The sequence below is a fragment of the Sorangium sp. So ce367 genome (assembly GCF_051520455.1).
Lineage (GTDB): Bacteria > Myxococcota_A > Polyangia > Polyangiales > Polyangiaceae > Sorangium > Sorangium cellulosum_B.
The window spans coordinates 5,837,132-5,857,152 of record NZ_CP150334.1 but is presented as its reverse complement, the minus strand read 5'-3'; the positions used below and the strand labels follow the sequence as shown (position 1 = coordinate 5,857,152).

Annotated in this window: 17 protein-coding genes; 10 read left to right on the top strand and 7 right to left on the bottom strand. The window is 71.2% G+C overall.

Annotated elements, in window-relative coordinates; translation table 11 throughout:
• Nucleotides 1–52: 52 nt before the first annotated feature.
• From WME97_RS22265 to WME97_RS22255, 3 genes are all read left to right on the top strand, one after another.
• On the top strand, nt 53–1,024 hold the full coding sequence (locus WME97_RS22265; protein ID WP_437554715.1) for a hypothetical protein: 972 nt from the start codon (nt 53–55) through the stop codon (nt 1,022–1,024).
• A 539-nt stretch (nt 1,025–1,563) separates the two neighbouring features.
• Entirely contained in the window at nt 1,564–2,496 is a 933-nt protein-coding gene (locus tag WME97_RS22260) for a helix-turn-helix transcriptional regulator (protein WP_437554713.1), read from the top strand.
• Nucleotides 2,497–2,640: 144 nt separating this feature from the next.
• On the top strand, nt 2,641–3,030 hold the full coding sequence (locus WME97_RS22255; RefSeq protein WP_437554711.1) for a nuclear transport factor 2 family protein: 390 nt from the start codon (nt 2,641–2,643) through the stop codon (nt 3,028–3,030).
• A gap of 133 nt (nt 3,031–3,163) precedes the next feature.
• Here the strand turns inward: WME97_RS22255 and WME97_RS22250 are convergent, their stop codons facing one another.
• Nucleotides 3,164–4,102, bottom strand: a complete 939-nt coding sequence (locus tag WME97_RS22250; protein ID WP_437554709.1) for a hypothetical protein — start codon at nt 4,100–4,102, stop codon at nt 3,164–3,166.
• 94 nt (nt 4,103–4,196) lie between these two features.
• Between WME97_RS22250 and WME97_RS22245 the strand changes: the two genes are divergently transcribed.
• On the top strand, nt 4,197–5,018 hold the full coding sequence (locus WME97_RS22245; protein ID WP_437554708.1) for a hypothetical protein: 822 nt from the start codon (nt 4,197–4,199) through the stop codon (nt 5,016–5,018).
• Nucleotides 5,019–5,198: 180 nt separating this feature from the next.
• Here the strand turns inward: WME97_RS22245 and WME97_RS22240 are convergent, their stop codons facing one another.
• Entirely contained in the window at nt 5,199–5,585 is a 387-nt protein-coding gene (locus WME97_RS22240; protein ID WP_437554706.1) for a hypothetical protein, read from the bottom strand.
• 712 nt (nt 5,586–6,297) lie between these two features.
• Here WME97_RS22240 and WME97_RS22235 point away from each other — a divergent pair.
• Nucleotides 6,298–7,767, top strand: coding sequence for a hypothetical protein (locus WME97_RS22235; protein ID WP_437554704.1), 1,470 nt, complete (start codon nt 6,298–6,300; stop codon nt 7,765–7,767).
• A 14-nt stretch (nt 7,768–7,781) separates the two neighbouring features.
• On the opposite strand, the gene WME97_RS22230 is transcribed toward WME97_RS22235, so the two are convergent.
• From WME97_RS22230 to WME97_RS22210, 5 genes are all read right to left on the bottom strand, one after another.
• A complete protein-coding gene (locus tag WME97_RS22230) occupies nt 7,782–8,726 on the bottom strand; it encodes a formylglycine-generating enzyme family protein (RefSeq protein ID WP_437554702.1) in 945 nt (314 codons plus the stop codon).
• A 6-nt stretch (nt 8,727–8,732) separates the two neighbouring features.
• Complete coding sequence (locus tag WME97_RS22225) at nt 8,733–9,413, bottom strand: hypothetical protein (protein ID WP_437554701.1); 681 nt, start codon at nt 9,411–9,413, stop codon at nt 8,733–8,735.
• Nucleotides 9,410–11,593, bottom strand: a complete 2,184-nt coding sequence (locus WME97_RS22220) for a hypothetical protein (RefSeq protein ID WP_437554699.1) — start codon at nt 11,591–11,593, stop codon at nt 9,410–9,412. Before WME97_RS22220 ends, WME97_RS22225 begins: the two co-directional genes overlap by 4 nt.
• Before the next feature lie 143 nt (nt 11,594–11,736).
• Complete coding sequence (locus WME97_RS22215) at nt 11,737–12,348, bottom strand: 50S ribosomal protein L11 methyltransferase (protein WP_437554697.1); 612 nt, start codon at nt 12,346–12,348, stop codon at nt 11,737–11,739.
• A 133-nt stretch (nt 12,349–12,481) separates the two neighbouring features.
• A complete protein-coding gene (locus WME97_RS22210; protein ID WP_437554695.1) occupies nt 12,482–13,336 on the bottom strand; it encodes a fibrinogen-like YCDxxxxGGGW domain-containing protein in 855 nt (284 codons plus the stop codon).
• 593 nt (nt 13,337–13,929) lie between these two features.
• Between WME97_RS22210 and WME97_RS22205 the strand changes: the two genes are divergently transcribed.
• The 5 genes from WME97_RS22205 to WME97_RS22185 all read left to right on the top strand — a co-directional run bounded on the left by WME97_RS22205 (nt 13,930) and on the right by WME97_RS22185 (nt 19,969).
• Nucleotides 13,930–15,249 carry a CmpA/NrtA family ABC transporter substrate-binding protein gene (locus tag WME97_RS22205; protein WP_437554693.1) on the top strand — a complete coding sequence of 440 codons (1,320 nt, stop codon included), beginning with the start codon at nt 13,930–13,932 and terminating at the stop codon, nt 15,247–15,249.
• 81 nt (nt 15,250–15,330) lie between these two features.
• Nucleotides 15,331–16,128, top strand: coding sequence for a nitrate ABC transporter permease (ntrB, locus tag WME97_RS22200; protein ID WP_437554691.1), 798 nt, complete (start codon nt 15,331–15,333; stop codon nt 16,126–16,128).
• Nucleotides 16,129–16,133: 5 nt separating this feature from the next.
• Nucleotides 16,134–16,964, top strand: a complete 831-nt coding sequence (locus WME97_RS22195) for an ABC transporter ATP-binding protein (protein WP_437554689.1) — start codon at nt 16,134–16,136, stop codon at nt 16,962–16,964.
• Nucleotides 16,961–17,842 (top strand): ABC transporter ATP-binding protein, encoded by an 882-nt coding sequence (locus WME97_RS22190; protein WP_437554687.1) that lies wholly within the window; start codon nt 16,961–16,963, stop codon nt 17,840–17,842. Before WME97_RS22195 ends, WME97_RS22190 begins: the two co-directional genes overlap by 4 nt.
• Nucleotides 17,843–18,229: 387 nt before the next feature.
• Nucleotides 18,230–19,969 (top strand): hypothetical protein, encoded by a 1,740-nt coding sequence (locus tag WME97_RS22185; RefSeq protein ID WP_437554685.1) that lies wholly within the window; start codon nt 18,230–18,232, stop codon nt 19,967–19,969.
• Nucleotides 19,970–20,021 lie beyond the last annotated feature (52 nt).

Genomic DNA, 20,021 nt, shown 5'->3' with positions numbered 1-20,021 from the left:
CCGCGCGCGCGGCGCCGTTGTCTTTCTCCGGGACGTCGGAGACGATGGGCCCATGAACGCAGTCGGGCGGCGGCTTGCCGGGGTCCTCGGGTCGCTGGCGGCCGCGCTGATTGCCGCCGCCGGTTGTGGCGCAGGCGGGGAGGGCTCTAGCACGGGAGGCGCGTCCGCCACCGGCGGCGATTCCGCGACCGCAGGCGCGCCGGGGACGGGGGGCGGGCCCGCGGCAGACGCCTCGGGGACGGTCGGCGGATCCGAAACCGGAGGCAGCACGGCCGCAATGGGCGGCACAGGCGAGGCAGCCGGAGGGGCGGGGGCGGGGAACGGCGGCGCGGGCGGCGCAGCGGTAGCTGGCGGCGCCGGCACGGGGGGCGCGGCGCCGGGCGGTGGCACGGGCGGCGCGTTCCCGGCCGGCGACGAGTTCGAAGGCAGCGCGCTCTCGCCGGACTGGACCGTGCTGCGGCCCGACCTCGCGGACGTGGTGGTGAGCGGCGGCGCGCTCTCGCTCACGCCGCACGGCGGGGCGCTGTGGTACCAGGCGAGCCAGGGCGTGCTTGTCTACAAGCTCGTGACCGGCGACTTCAAGGTCACCACCACCGTCCACGCCCGGCGGGCGTCGAACCGCGACCAGACGCCGAACCAGTTCGCCGACGTCGGCGGCCTCATGGGCCGGAACCCGAGCGGGAGCTCCGAGAACTACGTGCTGGGCGTGGTCGGCTACGCCGAGATGAACCAGCTGGCCGTCGAGCACAAGAGCACCACCAACAGCAGGAGCACGTACGGCGAGACGGCTTTCACCGCCGACGCCGAGCTGCGGCTCTGCCGGACCGGCGCGACCTTCACGATCTACTACCGCCACCCAGGCGACACGGGGTGGCCGACGTCGGTCGCGCCCATCACCCGCGCCGATCTGCCGGCGACACTTCAGGTCGGCATGATCGCCTACACGGGCGTGCGGTCCCCCGACTACGTCTCCATCTTCGATCGCATCACCTTCGAGCCGGTCGGCGCGGGTTGCGATCGCTGACATGACGTGGCCGGCGCGCCTCCACGGTCGTTCGGCCCGCGAACCTTCCCGTGACCGAGGCTGCTTTTCACCCGGAGCGGGGACCCATGAGGATAGGCCCCGGCGGAGCGGGATGGCACGATTACGCGGATTTGCGCGGGTTTCGAGGGGGTCAAGGCAGATGTCTACTCGCCGACAGTCCGCGCCAGGTGCTCTTCGCGACCCGGATGCAGACCATCACCGCCGCCCACGCGGCGGGCAACCTCACGACCGCGCAGATCGCCGCTCGCACCCTCTCGGAGCTCCTGAGCGCCCCGCCGGCGATGCCGCGGGTAGCGCCTGTCGTCGACCTCGCTAGCACCAACGATGAGGCAGCCTTCACTCCACAGCCTGCGGGCGCGCCGAAGGCGATATCGCGCTCTGGCGGCGAGAGATCGCCCAGGAGGGGGAGGTTAGCGCGCGCCCTTCGCCCTCGCGGGCGCACGACCGTGGCGGCCCGCGCGCGCAGGTGGCACACTCGCGCGCGGCCGGCCACACGCCTGTCGCTGCGCCCACACGCCGTGTCGCAGAACGTCAGCCTGCAGCTGCTCCACCTCGCGCAGCGCGTCCGCGCGCGCGACGCGCACGTCGCGCGCGCGCCCGACCCCGCCCTGCAGGCCCTCAGCCCCGCGGCGCCGCTGCGGGCGCTCGTCGCGGAGCGCGCACGCGTCGGTGGGCTCGGCGCCGTCTTCGCGCTGGGCGACGGGCTCGACGCGCTGACCTTCTCGCCGACGCTCTACCTGCTCGAGAGCGCCGGGAGCGTGGCGCAGCTCGCGCATCGCTGGAGCGCGCTCGAGCGCGCTTGGGGCGTGCGCCACCAGACGCGGTTCGCGCTCGACGGCGCCGGCGCGCTGCAGCTCGCGGCGCAGCCGTACGCCGGCGCTCTCGCCCCCGCGAGCCAGACCGTGATGATCACCGGGGTGCTCGCCGCGTTGCTGCGCCGGATGGGCCACGGCGAGCTCGTCGTCGCGGCGCGCGCCGCGCGCGGACCGTGGCGCGAGCTCGCCTGCGACGCCCATTGGCTCGGGCCCGCGTCGCTTGCCGAGCCGCCGGTCGCGCTCCGCCTCGCGTGGTCGCGCCGGACCGCGCCGGCGCCGTCCGCGCGCCAGACGTTGCACCCACCGAGCGCCGCGGACGACCCGGTCGCCGCCACGCTCGCGGCGATCGCGCGCGAGCTGCACGCGCCGTGGACGCCGCAGGGCCTCGCGCACGCCACGCGCCAGTCGGTCCGCACGCTGCAACGCCGGCTCGCGGCACACGGCACCACTGCCTCGGCGCTCGCGCGCCGCGTGCGCATGCGCGACGCCACCGTCGCGATCGCCGGCTCGCTTCGGCCGCTCACCGAGATCGCGCACGCGTACGGGTTCAGCGACGCGGCCCACCTGGCGCGCGAGTTCCGCGCCGCGTCGGGCATGCCGCCGAGCGCGTACCGCGCGGTCGCGCGCACGCGCTAGCACGCGCCCACGGCGCGGTGCGCGCGCGCGATGCGGCCGACGATTGGCGCGCAGATTCAAGCCCGCCGCGCGCCCCGCTGCGAGGGTGAGCACGCACCGGCGAGCGACCATGCTCCCCGGTGCAGAAAGGCACGCCCCCTCCGTATGAACCCCGAACGCAACAAGCGGATGCTGCTCGAGCTGTACGACGCCGTGGTCGGCAGGCACTGGGACGCCGTCCGCGCGCTGTTGACCGCCGACTTCGTCGACCACAACCCCGACGCGCGCGCCGCGCCCGGGATGAACGGCTGCGAGGCCTTCATCGCCTATTTCCGCGACGGCGAGACGCCGCTTCACGGCGCGCAGGTCGAGATCCAGCGCATGATCGCCGACGCCGAGTACGCCGTGGTGCACTACAAGCTCGTGAACCCGCGGCGGCCGCGCGGAGTCGCGGTGGTCGACATCTTCCGCGTCGCCGACGGGCGCTTCTGCGAGCACTGGGACGTGCTGCAGGACATCCCGGCCGACGCGCCGAACCCCCGCGCCATGTTCTGAGCGCGCCGCCGCGCACCCACCGCGACGCGCGCCTACCCCTCGCCGAGTTGACAGCCGGTCACCCATCGGCGCACGACACGCCACGCCGTGCGCAGCGCGCTGAGGCGGGGTATTGCCGGGGCGCCCAAAGCAATCACTCGGCGGCCACCCACGCGCCGTCGCGAAAGGTCAAGGGCGGGCTCTGAACAAGACCGTCGGGGCTGCTTGAAAGGCGCGTGCCCTCCGCTGCCAGCGCTTCGCGCCAGTCCGGGTCCTCGTCGTCGATACAGCACAGCTGATCGTTGAAGAGTTGCACGATGGGATTTCCGCGGGCGCGTCGCGTGAGCTCGAGGCCGAGCCACGGTAGCAACAAGAGCGAGGATGCGGAGAGCTGCGGGCCTGTCAGGTCGCGCAGCGACGGGCTCGTCGACTGCCGCATCTCGGTGTCCTCGACGGCGATGGCGACGCTGCGCCAGATCCGGAGGGCCTCCTCGTATTTCTCGCGAGGAAAGCTGAAGCGCAAGTCTCCTTCCTCGCGATCGCGCAAGACGCCATAGAGCTCGGGCGCGACGTGCACCGCGGTGTGCTGCTCGGGGAGCAGACTGCGATGCACGACTTCGGGTGGCCATACCTCCGGCGCGGTCGACGCGCGCCACGGGGATCCAGCGATCCATTGGGCTTTCTCCAGTGGCCTGGCGAAGCGCCGCGTAGACGTGACGCCGAGGCTCACGGTCCGCGAACTGACGAGGCAGGGGCCGCTCGTGGTGCGCTGCTCCGTCAAGCGCACCTCCAAGCCAAACCAAACTTCACCCGGGAGCTCGAGCACGGTGAATTCGCGCGGCTCGACGGCAAAAGTCCGTCCCTCGAACTGCGCGTCCCCGCCAAGCCCTGCTGTGAGCGCGAACGGATACGCCGACCACGCGGCGCCGTCCAACGTCTCCAGCGTCGCGGGGCCGACCCGCAAGTCGAAACGTCCACCGGCTTCGACCACCCGCACGGGACCGCGCGCGCGCAAGGCGTGGATCCCGACGCCCAGGATGAGCTCCGTGCCCACGATGTCGACCAAGCGCGCCGGCTTCAAGAATTCGAACATGGTCCAGCCTGGTACCACAGTTGTCCGCGTAGCATTGCCGTCGCAGCGCGCCGCCTCGGCCCGCTGCGTTCGAAAAGGGGAACATGCTATGCACATGCAACTAGCTCGCGCTTGTTTTCGGCTGCTGTCGGTCGCTTCGGTCGTCGCCCTCCTGGGGTGCAACGTCGAGGTCGAGGGCCCGGATCAGGGCAACGGCGACGTCGACGGGGGCGAGGACGATGCGATCGGCACCGCCGAGCAGGCGTTTGCCGCGTTCGGGTACAGCAGCGCCACCGCGACGTCGGGCAACGCCTTCCAGAACCTCGGCACCTGGAGCGGGAACGCGGCCTACATCATGGGCGTGACCGGAAACCTTCGGGACGGTGGCAACGTCGCGATGTACAGCTGGCTCGGCACGGCGCGCGTGTTCGCGCACGCCGACTCGGGTGTGTCGGTTCGCGCCTACGGTGGGCTCGCCAACCCCGGCACCATGATCACGCAAGTCGGTTACTCCAACAACAGCTATATCACGACCAACCCCAGGGTGTACCTCGCGTCCACCAGCAACAACCGACGCTGCTTCCTGACGCAGGTCATCAACTACGAGGGCGGCGACAACTTCGCCGACGCGTCGGACTACATCGGCGTGGAGGAAGACGGCGGCTCTTGGTACCTCCACGGGCAGGGGAAGGTCGCCGGCTACGCGAGCTGTGTACAGGTGACGGACTACCTCGGCGAGGCTTACCACGGCATCCAGGCAGGGTCGGTGAACCTGGGCCCCGCGGCGACCGGCAAGACGTGCTGGCTCAAGGGGATCGGCGGCATTCTCCGCGGTGGCGTCTCCACCGGCGTGGTCGTCCGGTACGACGCCACCCAATCCAGGTGGGAGATGAACGTCTCCACGAATACGCAGGGCTTCGTGGAGTGCAGCATCTGATCGGCCGAGGTCCGGCGCCGGCGATCCTCTCGAGGACCGTCGCGCGCTCGGCTTCGTCGGCCGCTCGCGCTCAGGCGGTCGCCTTGTTGCGCTTCCGCGCCGGGAGCGCACGGCCGCTACGAGGAGTCTGAATTTCAAATGGATGTCACCCCCGCCAGGCGACGGCGGAGCTCCTCTGAATCAGTGGTCCGTCGACGCGAAGATGCGCAGCCCCTGCGGCGTGCGCAGCAGGTTGTAGCTCTCGCGCCAGGTCGACAGCACGCCGCCTGACGCGTCCAGCAGGTCCCACGACACGGTGGCGAGCAGCGCCTCGCCCCCCATCGTGACCACCTGGAGCCCGCGGTGGCGGCAGGCCGTGCAGCCGTCGCCGCGGTACTGATCGACGATGCGCTGGAAGTAGGCCCCGACGGCCTCCGCGCTCGTCAGCAGGTCGTGCAGGCCGGCGGCGTGCATCGCGAGGTACGGCACGTGGTAGCGGCGGGCGATCAGCGGCCCGTCGAAGTGCGCGAACGCGGCGACGAAGTCGTCGAAGAAGGCGGTGGCTTCGGCGTGGTGGACGTCGGTCATCGACAGGGCTCCGGGACGGGCAACCCGCCATCATGGCGGGCGGGGGGACGACAACACTGCTGCCGCCATGGATAACACACGCCCGACCGCCCGCTCCTGGACTGCGGCCTGCGGTCACGACCCGACGCCTCGCGCGTTGGGGCGAATGGACAGGAGGTACCGATGGACGAGCCCTGTGGACGCGATCTGGCGAACGACGCGGTGGTTCCCGAGCGGCTGGCGGAGCTGTTCCGACACGTGGCCGACAACCTGGAAGCCCACGCGCGCTGGGTGGGCAGCGCTACGCCCGAGGCGAATGGTCCGATAGCGCCGTTGCAACCCGAGCCGTCGACAGTCGTGCACGACCCGGGGACGTGTTCACCCTCCACGGTGCAGGAGGGTGAAGATTTTTGTTCGGCGCGCCAGGTGTGCACCGGTAACACGATTACGGGGAACTGCAGGACTGCCGGTGGGTTTGTCAGCTGTGTTTGCCAAGACAGCTTTGGCGGGCTTGACTTCTCGCTTCCGAGCTTGTCTGCCGGGGTATGTGGCTCGATCCTCGAGGCGTGCAAGGTGGGGAATATTGTATACGGCGAACCTGTGTGCGCCGGGCAGTCGATGGGCGACCGGATCCTCGAAGGCCGGGGCATCGGTCAGGCCCCTGAGAGATCCCCTCAATTTCATGGGAATTTCTGGCAGTGCGTGTATTTGAGGGAGGGTGGTCGAGGGTCACATGAAAAAACATCAGCACGTCGTCGGTAACAGGAAACACGCCGCGGTCTTCGTCACGCTCGCCCTCGCCGCTGGCGCGGTCGCCTTCGGCTGCGACGGGAGCGACTCTCCCGAGGAGCCCACGGGCGGCGCGGGGGGAGCGTCGAGCTCAAGCGGAACGGGGAATGGCTCCGCGGGAACGGGCGGTTCCCCCTCCACGCAGGGATCCCCTTGCCCGGAGCCGACGGGAGCCGGCAGCGTCCACGACACGTTCCTCATCGAAGCGGACGAGACCTGGACGGCCGAGGCGAGCCCGCATCACGTTCCTTCGAGCATCGCCATCCGCGGAGCCACCGTGACGGTCGAGGCATGCGCGGTCGTCGTCATCGCTGAAGACCAGACCATCGAGATTGGCGATTCGTCCGGCGAGCCCGCTGCGCTGCGCGCCACGGGAGAGGTCGACGCAGGCACCCTTCGCCCCGCCACCTTCACCTCGGAGAGCGAGGGCTCCTACTTCGGCAGCCTCTGGGTCGACGTGACGGGGTCGATCGAGCTCGAAAATACTGTCATTGTCGGAGGCGGCAGCGTGAATACGGGGACCACGAACGGTGCCATCGTCGCCATGGGCGCTCGCGGGCTGCCAGCGAACGACAGCGTTCACCTGGTCAACGTCACCCTCTCGGACTCGGCCGGGATTGGCGTCCATCTGGGCGACTTCACGGCATTCTCGGCGGCCTCGGATGGGCTCGTCATCGAGGGTGCCGGCGCCGTGACGCCAGTCGGCAACGAGGAGACCCTCTACCCCCTGGCCGTGACCACGGCGGCGCTGAGCTCGATCCCGCGCGGAGACTACGTGAACAACGCGCGCGACGCGGTCCTTGTCGACGCGGCCGATCGGTATCCCGCCGACGTCGTGCTTCGAGATCGCGGCGTGCCTTATGTATCCTCGGGCGACTTCCACCTCGAGCCGGACGACGCGAACGCCCTCGATTTCACGATCGAAGCGGGGGTCACTGTGGCATTCCCGGCCGATTCCCGTCTGGCGCTCGGCTCGGCCTCGGGCCCCGTGCACGTCGTCGCGCAGGGCACGGCGGCCAAGCCCATCGTCTTCACTTCGGCGAACGACACGAAAGCCCCCGGTGATTGGGTGGGTGTCGCTTGGGGGGGCGCGCCGGCAGGCGGCAACGTGTTCGACTTCGTGCGGATCGAGTATGCGGGCGCTGCTTCGCAGATCTCGAGCTTCGGATGCGGTCCGGGCGCCAACGACGCCGCGCTCATCCTCACCGGCTGGCGCCCCGACGGCGCCTTCATCGAAAACTCGAGCTTCGTCGAATCGGCGGGGGGCGGCATCGTGAGCGGGTGGGACTCGGACCAAGCGGGTCCCGATCTGACGTCGAACAACGTATTCGAGGGCCTTGCAGCGTGCAGCGTCACTCAGCCGAAGGTCAGCGGGGCTTGCCCCGGCGGCGACGCCACGCCGGACTGTTATTGACGCCTCGGCACGGCTTACTTGGTCGCCTGGGCCGCCGGCTCGACGACGCAGCGGATGCCGAGGAACCCGCAGCGGTACGTCGCCTCGAAGCCGCCCGGCCGCGCGGTCCTGACGAGCGGCGCGATGCCGTCGCGCCAGCTGCCGCCGCGGGCGATGCGCATCTTGCCCTTGCCGTCGTTGGCGTTGGTTGTCCACTCGAAGACGTTGCCCGCCAGGTCCTGGATGCCCTGCGGGCTCGCGCCGGCCGGGAAGCTCCCCACGTCGCACGCGGTCTTGCGCGCGGTGCCGCCGCCGGACCAGCAGAGCTGATCCTTCGGCGCCTCCTCGCCCCACGGATACGGCCGCGCTTCCTCGCCGCCGCGGGCCGCCCACTCCCACTCGTCGTCGCGCGGCAACCGCTTGCCCTGCGCCGCGCAGTAGGCCTGGGCCTGCGAGAAGTCGACGCAGACCATCGGCTGCTTCTCCTTGCCGGCCACGCCGTAGGTCGACGCCTCCTTGGCGCAATTGGCCAACGTATCCGTGCACTTGCCATCCTTGACACACGCCGCGAAGGCCTCGGCGGTGACCTCGGTCCTGTCGACGCAGAGGTCACCCACGGTGGCCTTCACCTTGAGCGGGCCCATCACGAAGCTGCCGCCCGGGACCCGGGCCATGCCGTCGGGACAGCCGTCCGATGGCTTCGCCGCCTCGGGGGGCGCGGCGGTCGGCTCGGCGCCGGCCTGCCCGGCGCTCGCCGGCGCCGAGGCCACCGCCGGGTCGGGCTGGGGCGGCGCCGGGGCGAGCGCCGTCCCAGCAGGCGAGGCGGGGTTCGTGGCGGTGGGCTGCGCGGCGGGCGCCTGATCGGCGGGCGGGCCGCCGGGAGCCGCGGGGGCGGCGCCGCACGCGGCGACGAGGACGCCGCTCGCAGCGGCAAGGAGGAACAGCGAGGAGATGGCGCGGAGCGTGGTGTGGGATCGCATGGTGTCTCAGGAGGCGGTCACGGTCGGCGCCGGCTCGTCTTCCAGCCATTGCTCCTGGATGACGATCGCCGGCAACAAGGTGAACGGCCCGTCGTAGCCCGGGCCGAACGTCAGGATCTGGATCACCCGCCGATCGCCGCGGCGGATCGGGAACATCACCTCGCCCCCGCGCGGGAGCTCGCTGCCGCCGCGGGGCGGGTCGATCCAGAAGGCCACGCCCTCGGTCTTCCCGCCGAGCAGCGAGATGGCCGAGACGGTGAGCTCCGGGCAGCGGATGCGCAGCCACTCCCTCGCCCTGTACGCGCGGCAGCCTGCGGCCGCGGGGCCGGCGCGGGAGAGGCGGACGCGGGGCGCCGCCTTCCACTCGGCGGCCGTGGGCTGCTTGGACGGCTCGGGCGGGAAGGGCGCGGCGTCGAGGGGCAGCTCGTCGCCGGCATCGGTCGCGCCGGCGTCGGTCGCGGTGGCGTTCCTCGCGCCGGCGTCGGTCGCGGCGCTGGCCGCGGCCTTGGACGCGCCGCCGGGCTGCGCGGCGCCCGCCGCGGCCTTGGACGCACCGCCAGGCTGCGAGGCGCGCACCTCGGCCCTGGGCGCGCCGCCTGGCTGCGCGCCAGGCGCCCCGGACGCCGCGGCCAGGACGGAGGCCACGCCGGCGCCCATCAAGGCGAGCAGCACGGAGCGCGGCCTCATAACGTCTCCAGGAACGCCACCAGCGCCGCCCTGTCCTCGGGCGACAGGTGGCTGGTCTTGCCCATCCAGTCGGCGTTCTGCTCGATGAGCTCCGCCAGCGTGCCGGCGCGCCCGTCGTGAAGGTAGGGCGGCCGGCCTCCGACGAAGCGCAGCGACGGCGTCTTGTACTCGGGGCGCGGATCCTCGTCGTAGCCCGGCGGCGGCGGTCGCTTCGGCATCGGGTACGCCGTGCGATCGGTGTAATCGCTCGTGGGGACGTGGCAGCGGGAGCACTTCGCCTCGTCGCTGTGGAAGATCTCCCGGCCGCGCTTCACGCGCTCGTCCGGCGCCCTCTCGGCGCTTGGCGGCGTGACGAGGCCCCGGCGGAGGAACATCGCGAGATAGGTCGCCCGCGCCGCGAGGCTGGCCGGCGTATGGTCGATCGGCAGCCCGCCCCAGCGGTGCAGCCCCATGCCCGTCTGGAGCCTGCCGACGAGGTCCTCGCTCTCGCCGTGCCAGCCGTACGGCCCGGCCGCGCCCACGTTGCCGGCGAGCATCGGGGTGCGCCGCGGAACCCCTCGCTTCCTGGCGACCTCGGGGATGTTCTCCGGCCGCCCGACGAAGTTCGCGTGCTCGCCGTCGGCCGTGCTGAAGGTGGCCTCGCGCCAGACGTACCCGTCGTCGCGCCCGTCGGGGTGGCATCCCGCGCAGCCGAGGTTGCCGCTCACCGTGGCGTCGAGCGCGTTGTAGAAGAGCCGGCGGCCCTTCGCGACCTCCGGCCCGAGCGGATCATCGGCGAGGTGCACGAGCACCGACGGCCCCTCCGCCACGCCCCCGGCGGCGGACGCCGGCGCGGGGCCGGCCGAGCCCGCCGATCCCACGGGCGCGACGGTCGAGCCCGCCGCCGCATCGTGCAGCCGGAGCGCCGCCACGTCGCCGGTCGATCGGCAGAAGACCCACGCCGTCGCCTCGTCCGCGGAGAGCGCGAGGCCGGTCGGCGCGCCGCACGTGCCGGCCACGCGGATGTGCGGATCGTAGCGGCCGCCGACCGGGTAGCTCCTTACGATCGCGAGCGTCGGATCCACCGCTGTCGCGTCCACCTCGAGCACGAGATCGTCGCCCTCGCCCGCGACGAGCAGCGTGCGCGCGCGCTTGCGGTACGCCATGGCGCGCGGCTGGGTGACGGGCGTGACGCCCGCGCCGGGCAGGGTGATCACGCTCTCCGGGGTGATCACCTGCTCGGCGAACGCCGACCGGAGCACCGGCAGGTTGCCGTGGTGCGGCGGGGCGAGCGGCTCGTCCCGACCGGTGATCAGCACGTCCACCGTCGCGGCGCCGAACCACGCGGCGTGGCCCATGGCGCCGAGCGCGTGCCGCGCCGCGAACAGGCGCCGCCCGTCCTCGGAGAGCGAGAGCGCATACCCCAGCGACGCGGCGAGCCGCTCGCCCGACGGCGCGCGCAGCGGCGAGGCGGGCAGGGCGACGCGCCGGACCTTCGGCGCCCCGCCGAGGTCGTCGATCCTCGTGAGATCGGCGCCGACGAGGTGGCTCACGTACGCGGCGCTGCCGTCGGGCAGCACCGCCACGCCCCGCGGCTCGCGCGCCACGTCGACGGTCCACCGCGTCTGCCCGGCCTCGAGGTCGACGGCCGAGACCTTGTGGGTCCACGCCGAGGTCACGATCGCGGTCTTCTCGTCGGGCGTGACCGCGATGCCCCACGCGTCGGCGGGCAGCGGCACGCGGCCCACCTCGACGAGGCCGGCCGCAGGATCCGGCCGGAAGATCAGCAGCAGCCCCGGATCGCGGACGGTGGCGAGCACGCGTGCGTCGTGCTCGCCGCGCCCGCCGAGCGCGAGCACCTGCGCGGGCCTGCCTGGCGCGGGGACCCCTGCGCCGGGCCGGGCGGGGTCGAGCGGCAGCGGCACGACGCGCACGACGCCGTGGTCCTCGTCGGCCACATAGAGCGCGTCCTCGCGCGCGGCGCGGGACAGGGCGCCGCCCTCGCGGACCGGCGCGCGCAGCGGCGCGGCCGTGGACGGGGGCAGGGGAGCGGTCGGTTCGCCCGCGCCGCTGGCCGAGGAGCTCGCGCTGCCGGCCGGGCCAGGCCCCGCGTCGGTGCCGGCCGTGGGGCTGCGGGAGCAGGCGCTCGCGGCGAGCGCGAGGAGCGCGGCGAGGTGGCGTGTCGCGGGGAGGGTCGCCAAGGGGTCGCCGGATGTTCGCGCGCCCTCGCGCCTTGGGTCAACGGCCGCGCTGCGTGAGGGCGACGGCGCTGCTCCCTCATGCCCCTTCTCCGGTTCCGGTCATGGAGTCATGCGGTCGTCCGGGTGAGCCCGCCGCGCCGAGATCAGGTCGCGGCTCCGGCCTCGGCGCGCGGCTCGGCGTCGCGCCACACGAGCGCGCGCCACGCGCCCCGCTCGAAGATCTCCGGTCGACGGTCGGCGAGGAGCGGCGCATAACGCGCCACGATCTCCGGAACGTCGGTGGACACGAGCCCCGAGAGGATCAACGTCCCGCGGGGAGCCAGGCGCGCCACGATCCGAGGGGCGAGCGCCGTGAGGACGTCCCGAAGGATGTTGGCCACGACGATGTCGAACGTCCCGTCCGGCCACGTCGCCGAGAAGCTCACGCGCGCTTCCACCGCGCTCCGCCGTGCGTTGTCCGCCGCGATCGCGTTCGCGGCGGCGTCGATGTCGACGCCGATCGCCTCGCCGCCGAGCTTCGCGGCGCCGATCGAGAGGATCCCCGTCCCGCTGCCCACGTCGAAGAGGCGAAAGCCGCTGCGTGGCGCGAACGACGCGAGCGCCTGGAGGCACATCCGCGTGCTCTCGTGCCGGCCGTCGCCGAACGCGTGGCTCGGGCCGAGGACGATGGTGCGGTCGTCGACCTCCGCGCCCCGCGGATCGGTGATCACGCGAAAGCGCGGCGGCACGTCAACGAGGGTCGAACGGTCGCTCATGCGTCGTCGAAGTCTGCCACCGCGGCAGCCCGGGTGTCATCCGCGCGATGGCCCTCGGGGGCGCCGGGCGGCCGGGGTTCGCGACGCGCCGGCCCGGCCCAGCGGCGAGCGATCTGGCCCGGGCGGGGCGCGATCACCAGCGGGTCCAGCGGGAGATCCGCTGCAAGCGCGTATACCCGCTCCCGTCGTCGGAGAGCCCGTATGCCGTCGCGTCCGGAGTGCTCATGTGCGGGCCCCAGCCCTCGTCCTCGATCGGCTCATCGTCGTCCGCGCCGAGGTTGTAGACGAAGCAGTGCCCGTAGTGCTGCGTGACGCCCGCATAGGCGCCCGCGCAATTGCCGTCGTCCTTGGTGTCTGCGTCGAAATCCGGCGACGACCACCCCGTGGCGAATTGCCACGAAAAGAGGTGCTCATCCCCGCTGACCCGTATCGGCGTGAGGAGGTGCATGTCCCCGGTGTCGATGCCCTCGGCCGTCGCCCGCATCACCTCGGCGACGGTCCCCGCGATGTCCTCGATCTCGTCGCGGTATTCCCGGCCGGCGATGTACAGCGACGGCTGGTAAAGGTTGTCGCCGAGCGACGGCGTCCCCTTGGTGGCGAGCCGATCGGCATACAGGATCTTCCAGAACGGGAGCGTCGCGCCGTCCGCTGACCCGACGCTGTTGTAGACGAGCGCCCAGCGATCGCCGTCCACAGGCTCACCGCAGTAGACCTCGGCCTGCTCCTCTGGGCCGGGCCCGTCGGGATCGAGCGCGTAGACGCCGCTCGGGGCGCTCTCGGGGACGGCGCCGCACCGGTCATAGACGCACCCTTCGCTCGCCTCCTCGGCGCAGTCTTGCCCGCCGGCGCCCCCGCCACCCCCACCCCCACCGCCGGCGCCCCCGCCCGCCTCCAGGTGGTAGGGCCCATCGAGCCCGGCGAGGGACGTACACCCGCACGCCAGGAGGCACGCCGCCGCCCCCACCCACGTCGCGGACCCGCTCGTCATCGTCGCTCCCATGACCTGCTGCCTGCCGAATCACACCCGCCGGATCGGCGTGGCGCTCCTCCTGCGCCGCGCGGACGCTACAGCCTCACCCCAGGCCTGGCAAGCAACCGGTCCGTTCGCGAGGCTCCCCGACCGCTCGCTCGGGCGCGCCGCTGCCCCGCAGTCATTGAGACGGAAGACGAAGGCGGCGTGGCGAACGCAACGAACATGACGGAACGGACGTAACGAACGCAACGAACGCAACGAGCGTGACGAACGCAACGAGCGTGACGAACGCAACGCGCGTGACGAACGTGAAGTGAATGAAGAAAAAATATCCTACAGAAACTTCATAGAAACAGGCGCCCATGCATCGTCCTTGGCAAATCCTGGGCCCGTGTATGGCTGAGGCCATCCAGGGCGCACACCCGCGGCGAGAGCGCGCTCACCCCGCCGATCTCGCCGCGGAGCTGGCCTGGCTCATTCTCGAACGAACAGGCGATTTCACGGACGGCGCCTCCGGAGCGCAGCCCGTCCAGTCTGCCCCGACCGGCGGGCGTGTCCCTCTCCATGCGCCCGAGGCTCCACGGTCATCCCAGCAAAGGATCTTTGGAATGAAGAGACGAGAACCTGCGAGTGAGGCCCCGAGCGCCACGCCCCTCCACCGCCGGCGTTTCCTCGGCGGTGCGCTCGCGCTCGGGGGAGCCGCGCTCCTCCCCGCCTGCGAATCGCGGTCCGAAGCGTCGGCGAAGCCGGCGGCGAACGCCGCGCCGCTCATCCCGGACGCCGCCAAGCCCGAGGTGTCCGATCTGCGCTTCGGCATCATCGCGCTGACCGACTGCTCTCCTCTCGTGATCGCCCACGAGAAGGGGTTCTTCAAGAAGTACGGCATCAACGCGACCATCGTGAAGGGCGCGAGCTGGGCCGCGATCCGCGACTCGCTCACGAACGGGGATCTCCAGGCGACGCACATGCTCTTCGGCATGCCGCTCGCCTCGACGATGGGGCTCCTCGGATCGCCGAAGATGCCCATGGTCATCCCGTGGCTGCTCAACCGCAACGGCCAGGCGATCACGATGAAGAGCGACCTCCGGGGCAAGGTGGCCGGCGATCCCAAGGCGCTCAAGCCGTTCATCGAGGAGGCGAAGGCGAAGGGGGCGCCCATGACCTTCGCGATGACGTTCCCGCCTGGAACGCACGCCATGTGGACCCGTTATTACCTGGGCGCGGGCGGCGTCCACCCGGACAAGGACGTCGCGCTCGTGACCATCCCGCCCGCCCAGATGGTCGCCAACATGAAGGTGGGCAAGATGGACGGCTTCTGCGTCGGCGAGCCGTGGGGCGCCAGGGCGATCGCCGACCAGATCGGCTACACGGCCGTCACCACGCAGGAGCTCTGGAGGGACCACCCCGAGAAGGTGTGCGCGTTCACCGCGGAGTTCGCCGACAAGAACCCGAAGACGGTGAAGGCGGTGATCAAGGCGCTCCACGAGGCGAGCGTCTGGCTGGACAAGCTCGACAACCGCCCCGAGCAGGCGGACGTCGTGTCGAGGCCCACGTACATCAACTGTCCGCCGGAGCTCATCCTCGGCCGGCTGCAGGGGCGCTACGACTACGGCGACGGGCGCACCAAAGAGGACAAGGACTACATGATCTTCAGCGAGCGGGGCTGCAACTACCCGCAGCCGAAGTACGCGCTCTGGTGGCTCAGCCAGTTCCGCCGGTGGGGCATGGTGGAGGGGAAGCCGGACTACGAGGGCGTCGTCAAGCAGGTCATGCGCCCCGATCTCTACGAGGAGGCGATGAAGGAGCTCGGGGTCGCGCACGGCGGCCGGAGCGACGCGCCCGAGACGCTGTTCGACGGCGTGACGTTCGATCCAAAGGACCCGGAGAAGTACGCGACGTCGTTCCCGGTCCACGCCCTGAAGGGATGAACCCACACCGCCATCGCCGCGCCGGCGGGAGGCGCGGCGGCGGAAGCGGAATCGGAATCGGAAGCGGAAGAGGAGTGCTGCATGAGCGAGGCGAAGGCGATCTCTCCGAGGATTCGAGTCGACCACATGATCCTGCCCCTCTTCGGGGTGGCGTGCGTGATCGGGCTGTGGGCCGCCGCGAGCAGCCTGTGGACCCAGGCGCTGCCCTCTCCGCTCAAGACGTGGGAGGTGAGCAGGCCTTACATCTTCGAGCCGTTCGAGAAGCGGGGAGAGCTCGACCAGGGCATCCTCCGCTTCACCTGGTACTCGCTCCAGCGGGTCGCCAAGGGCTACACGCTGGCGATCCTCCTCGGGACGCCGATCGGCTTCTTCCTGGGCGCGTCGAGGCTGTTCAGGTCGAGCTTCGATCCCATCATCCAGATCCTCCGCCCGGTCTCGCCGCTCGCGTGGCTCCCGCTCGGCCTCGTGCTCTTCCAGAAGCCCGACCCTGCCGGCGTCTTCACCATCGCGATGTGCTCGATGTGGCCGACGGTCCTGAACACCGCGCTCGGGGTGCGGTCGATCCCGCAGGACTACATGAACGTCGCCCGGGTGCTCCGGCTGTCGCGCATGAAGACGCTGTTCAAGGTGCAGCTCCCCGCGGCGCTCCCCTACATGTTCACGGGCTTCCGGCTCAGCCTGGGCATCGCCTGGCTCGTCATCGTCGCCGTGGAGATGCTGACCGGCTCGCCCGGGGTCGGCGGCTTCCTCTGGCAGGAGTACAACAGCCTCATCTACGAGCACATCATCCTGTGCATCATCACCATCGGGGTCGTCGGCTTCCTTTTGGACGCCCTGATGAGCCTCGTCGAGCGCCGGCTCAAGCTGGCGGGAGCGTGACGTCCATGCCGCTTGTCGAGCTCTGCAACGTCGGGAAGAGCTACGGAGGCGGGGCCACCCGCACCGAGGTGCTCAGGGACATCCACCTGGAGATCGAGAAGGGAGAGTTCGTCGCCGTGGTCGGCTATTCGGGCGCCGGCAAGACGACGCTCATGTCCCTCATCGCCGGGCTCCTCAGGCCGGACACCGGGGAGGTCAAGCTGAACGGGAAGATCGTCGAGGGGCCGGGCCCCGACCGCGGCGTCATCTTCCAGAACTATTCTCTCCTGCCCTGGCTCACGGTCTACGAGAACGTCTACCTGGCCGTGGACCAGATCTTCGGCTCCTGGCCCGCAGAGAAGAAGCGGGAGCACACCGAGCGCTACATCGCCATGGTGAAGCTCACCGAGGCCCGCGAAAAGAAGCCGGCGCAGCTCTCCGGCGGCATGCGCCAGCGGGTCTCGGTGGCGCGGGCGCTCGCCATGGATCCGGAGGTCCTCTTGATGGACGAGCCGTTCGGCGCGCTGGACGCGCTCACGCGCGCGACGCTCCAGGACGAGATCGCGCGGATCTGGCGCGCCACCCGGAAGACGGTGCTCCTCATCACGAACGACGTCGACGAGGGCATCCTCCTCGCCGACCGGATCCTCCCGCTCAGCAAGGGCCCTCGGGCCACGCTGGGGCCAGGGATCACCGTCGATCTCGAGCGCCCTCGGGATCGCAAGGCCCTCAACCACGATCCGCGCTTCAAGGAGATCCGCGGCGCGGTGATCAGCTACCTGCTCGGCCCGGGCGCCGGGCCCAGGGCGGGCGAGAGCGCGCCCGATGCAGCGCGGAGCGCGGAGGCGGTCGCATGAAGAAGTACCTCGAGATCTGGAACGTCACGAAGACCTTTCCCACGCCGAAGGGCCCCTCGATCGTCGTCAGGAACTTCGATCTGAACCTGAGGAAGGGAGAGTTCCTGTCCCTCATCGGCCACTCCGGGTGCGGCAAGTCCACCGTGCTGTCGATGGTCGCGGGCCTCTCCGAGATCACGAGCGGCGGTATCGTCCTCGCGGGCAGGCAGATCCAGGGCCCTGGCCCGGACCGCGGGGTCGTGTTCCAGTCGCCCTGCCTCCTGCACTGGATGACGGCGCTCGAGAACGTCCTGCTCGGGGTCGAGCAGGTCCACCGGCAGAAGAGCAGGAAGGACTGCATCGAGATCGCGACGCACTACCTCGAGCTCGTCGGGCTCGAGGAGTCCATGCACAAGAAGCCGCGCGAGCTGTCGTCGGGGATGCAGCAGCGGGTCGGGCTGGCGCGCGCCTTCGCCCTGTCGCCCAAGATGCTCCTCCTGGACGAGCCCTTCGGCATGCTCGACTCGCTCACCCGGTTCGAGCTCCAGGAGGTGCTCATGAACCTGTGGGCAGAGGACCAGAAGACGGCGCTGATGGTCACGCACGACGTCGACGAGGCCCTGTTCCTGTCGGACCGCATCGCGATGATGACGAACGGCCCGGGGGCGCGGGTCGGCGAGATCCTGGAGGTCCCGTTCCCGCACCCGCGGGACCGTCAGGAGGTGCTGGAGGACCCGATGTACTATCCTCTCCGAGAGCGGCTGATCACCTTCCTCGAGGCCCAGGCCCACAGGGAGAAGCCCGCCGAGGAGAGCGCCCGAGAGTCCGTCCCGGAAGGCGCCGTGAAGACGGGGCGCTTCTGGAACGCGCTCTGGAAGGGGACGAGGACATCAGCGTAGAGCGAGGGAGAAGGGAGCGGACGGCCGTCGTCGGGCTGCCCCCATGAACGTGCCTCTCCCAACAGCCTGCATGTCCTCTCCTCTCGAGGACCGTACAGCCTACAGCGTCGCTTCCTCCGTCGAGGGCTCTTTGCGACGAACCTCACCAAAGCGCGGATTGCGGTCTCGCTGACCGTTCTGGGCAGAGCTCATCACGGCCGGGCGAGCGCGAGCTCTGCGCTGCGCGCACAGGTGCGCGCAGCGCTCACGAGGCTCACCACCTCCGACAAAAATGGAGGGAGCGGGGCATGCCCTGAAACAAAAGCCATACGGACAAGCTGGAGTTGCGCGAATGTATCCTTTCTCCGACTGCGTCGGTTGCGGCAAGCGATCAAGCGAGGAAAGTGCATGCGCGTATCTCGAATCTTCGCGGCTGTCGGCATCGTATGGCTCTCTTCTGCCTGCGGCTCGTCCGAGGGCACCGGCTCGGGAGGTGAAGGTGGCGTCGCCACCAACTCAGGGCCCTCCAGCGGCGCGGCCGGGGGCAGCTCCTCGGCCGGTGGCTCCGGAGGGGCCAACGCTGGCGGCGGCGGGACGACTGGAACGGGCGGCGGCGGCGAGACGGCCGGAACGGGCGGCGCCAGCGCGACGGCCAGCTCTGGAGAAGGCGGCGCGGGCACAGGTGTTGGTGGCGCGGGTGCCGGCGGTGCCGGTGCCGCCGGCGGCGCGGGCGGTACCGACGGCGTCGGCGGCGTGGGCGGCCCTGACACGGGGGTCGAGGTGCCGACCTGCGAGCCCTTCGGGGCCACGTGCGCGCGCTCCGGAGATTGCTGCTCCGGCATCTGCGACAGCGCGACGAGCACCTGCGCCTCGCCGCTCAGCGTCTGCCTCGGGACAGGCGCCGCATGCGAGGAATCCTCGGAGTGCTGTACCCTCAACTGCGCTTCGGGCAGGTGCAGCGCGACCGCCTGCCTCCCCGACGGATCCGGCTGCACGGCAGGCGGCGCCGCGTGCTGCAGCGGCATGTGCGTCGGCGGCACGTGCAGCGACGTCAACGGCGCCACCGCGTGCCAGACGGGCGGCAACCCGTGCACCGAGGACACCCAGTGTTGCTCCCAGCTCTGCGGGCGAGACAACCGCTGCGTCCTCTACTCCTCGTTCTGTGTTCAGCGCAACGACGTCTGCAAGGGCGACAGCGACTGCTGTACCGGCGTATGCGTGAAGCGGAACACCTCCGATCCCGCGGGCTACTGCGGCGCGGAGCCGTCGACGGCGAGCCGCTGCAGCAGCGGCGGCATCGACGGCGCGGTCTGCGACAGCTGCGGCTTCTGCTGCAGCCGCGTCTGCGCGCCGTACGGCCCCACCGGGATCGCCGTCTGCCAGCCGCCGAGCGGCTGCCGCGTGAACGGCGCCCTGTGCCGGCGCAACGAGGACTGCTGCGGCGGCGATCCCACCGCCGATCTGCCGGGCGCGGGCAGGGTCGTCTGCGACAAGTCGGGGGATCCGGACGGGGAGATCGGCCGCTGCCGCAACCCGAACGGCTGCACGCCCCAGGGCGGCGTCTGTCACTTCAAGGACAGCTATTGCTCGGATACGTCCACCAGCGCTCCCAACAACTGCTGCAGCTACCTGGGGAACGCCAGCAACTGCCGCCTCGACGCTCTCGGCGTGCCTCGGTGCAATGCGCTCGCGGCCTGCCGCCAGGCAGGCGAGGACTGCGCCTCCGCCGACGATTGCTGCGACGGCGCTCCCTGCGTGCGGAATAGCGAAACCGGGAAGCTCCAGTGTTACGACACGCCCGGAGGGACGGCGCCCCAGTGTGTCACGGCGGGCGGACCCTGCACGAACAACGGCGATTGCTGCGTCGGAACGACGTGCGAGTACGAGCCGGGCTCCGTTTCGGGCACGTGCACGACGCCGGACTCCCCGACAGGCGCGACCGGGAGCTCGAGCGCGACCGGGAGCTCGAGCGCGACCGGCGGAACGGGCGGCGCAGGCGGCGCAGGCGGCGGCGGTGGCTCGGACGGGGCGGGCGGCACTCCGCCGCGATGCGCCGAGTACGGGCAGCTCTGCGGCGCGACGTCCGACTGCTGCAACGCCGGAACCGTGCAGTGTTACAACGGCATCTGCCGCATCCCTCCGGGCTGACGCCGCGCGCGGGCGCGTTGACTCGTGTCGATTCACTCGTGATTCACTCGTG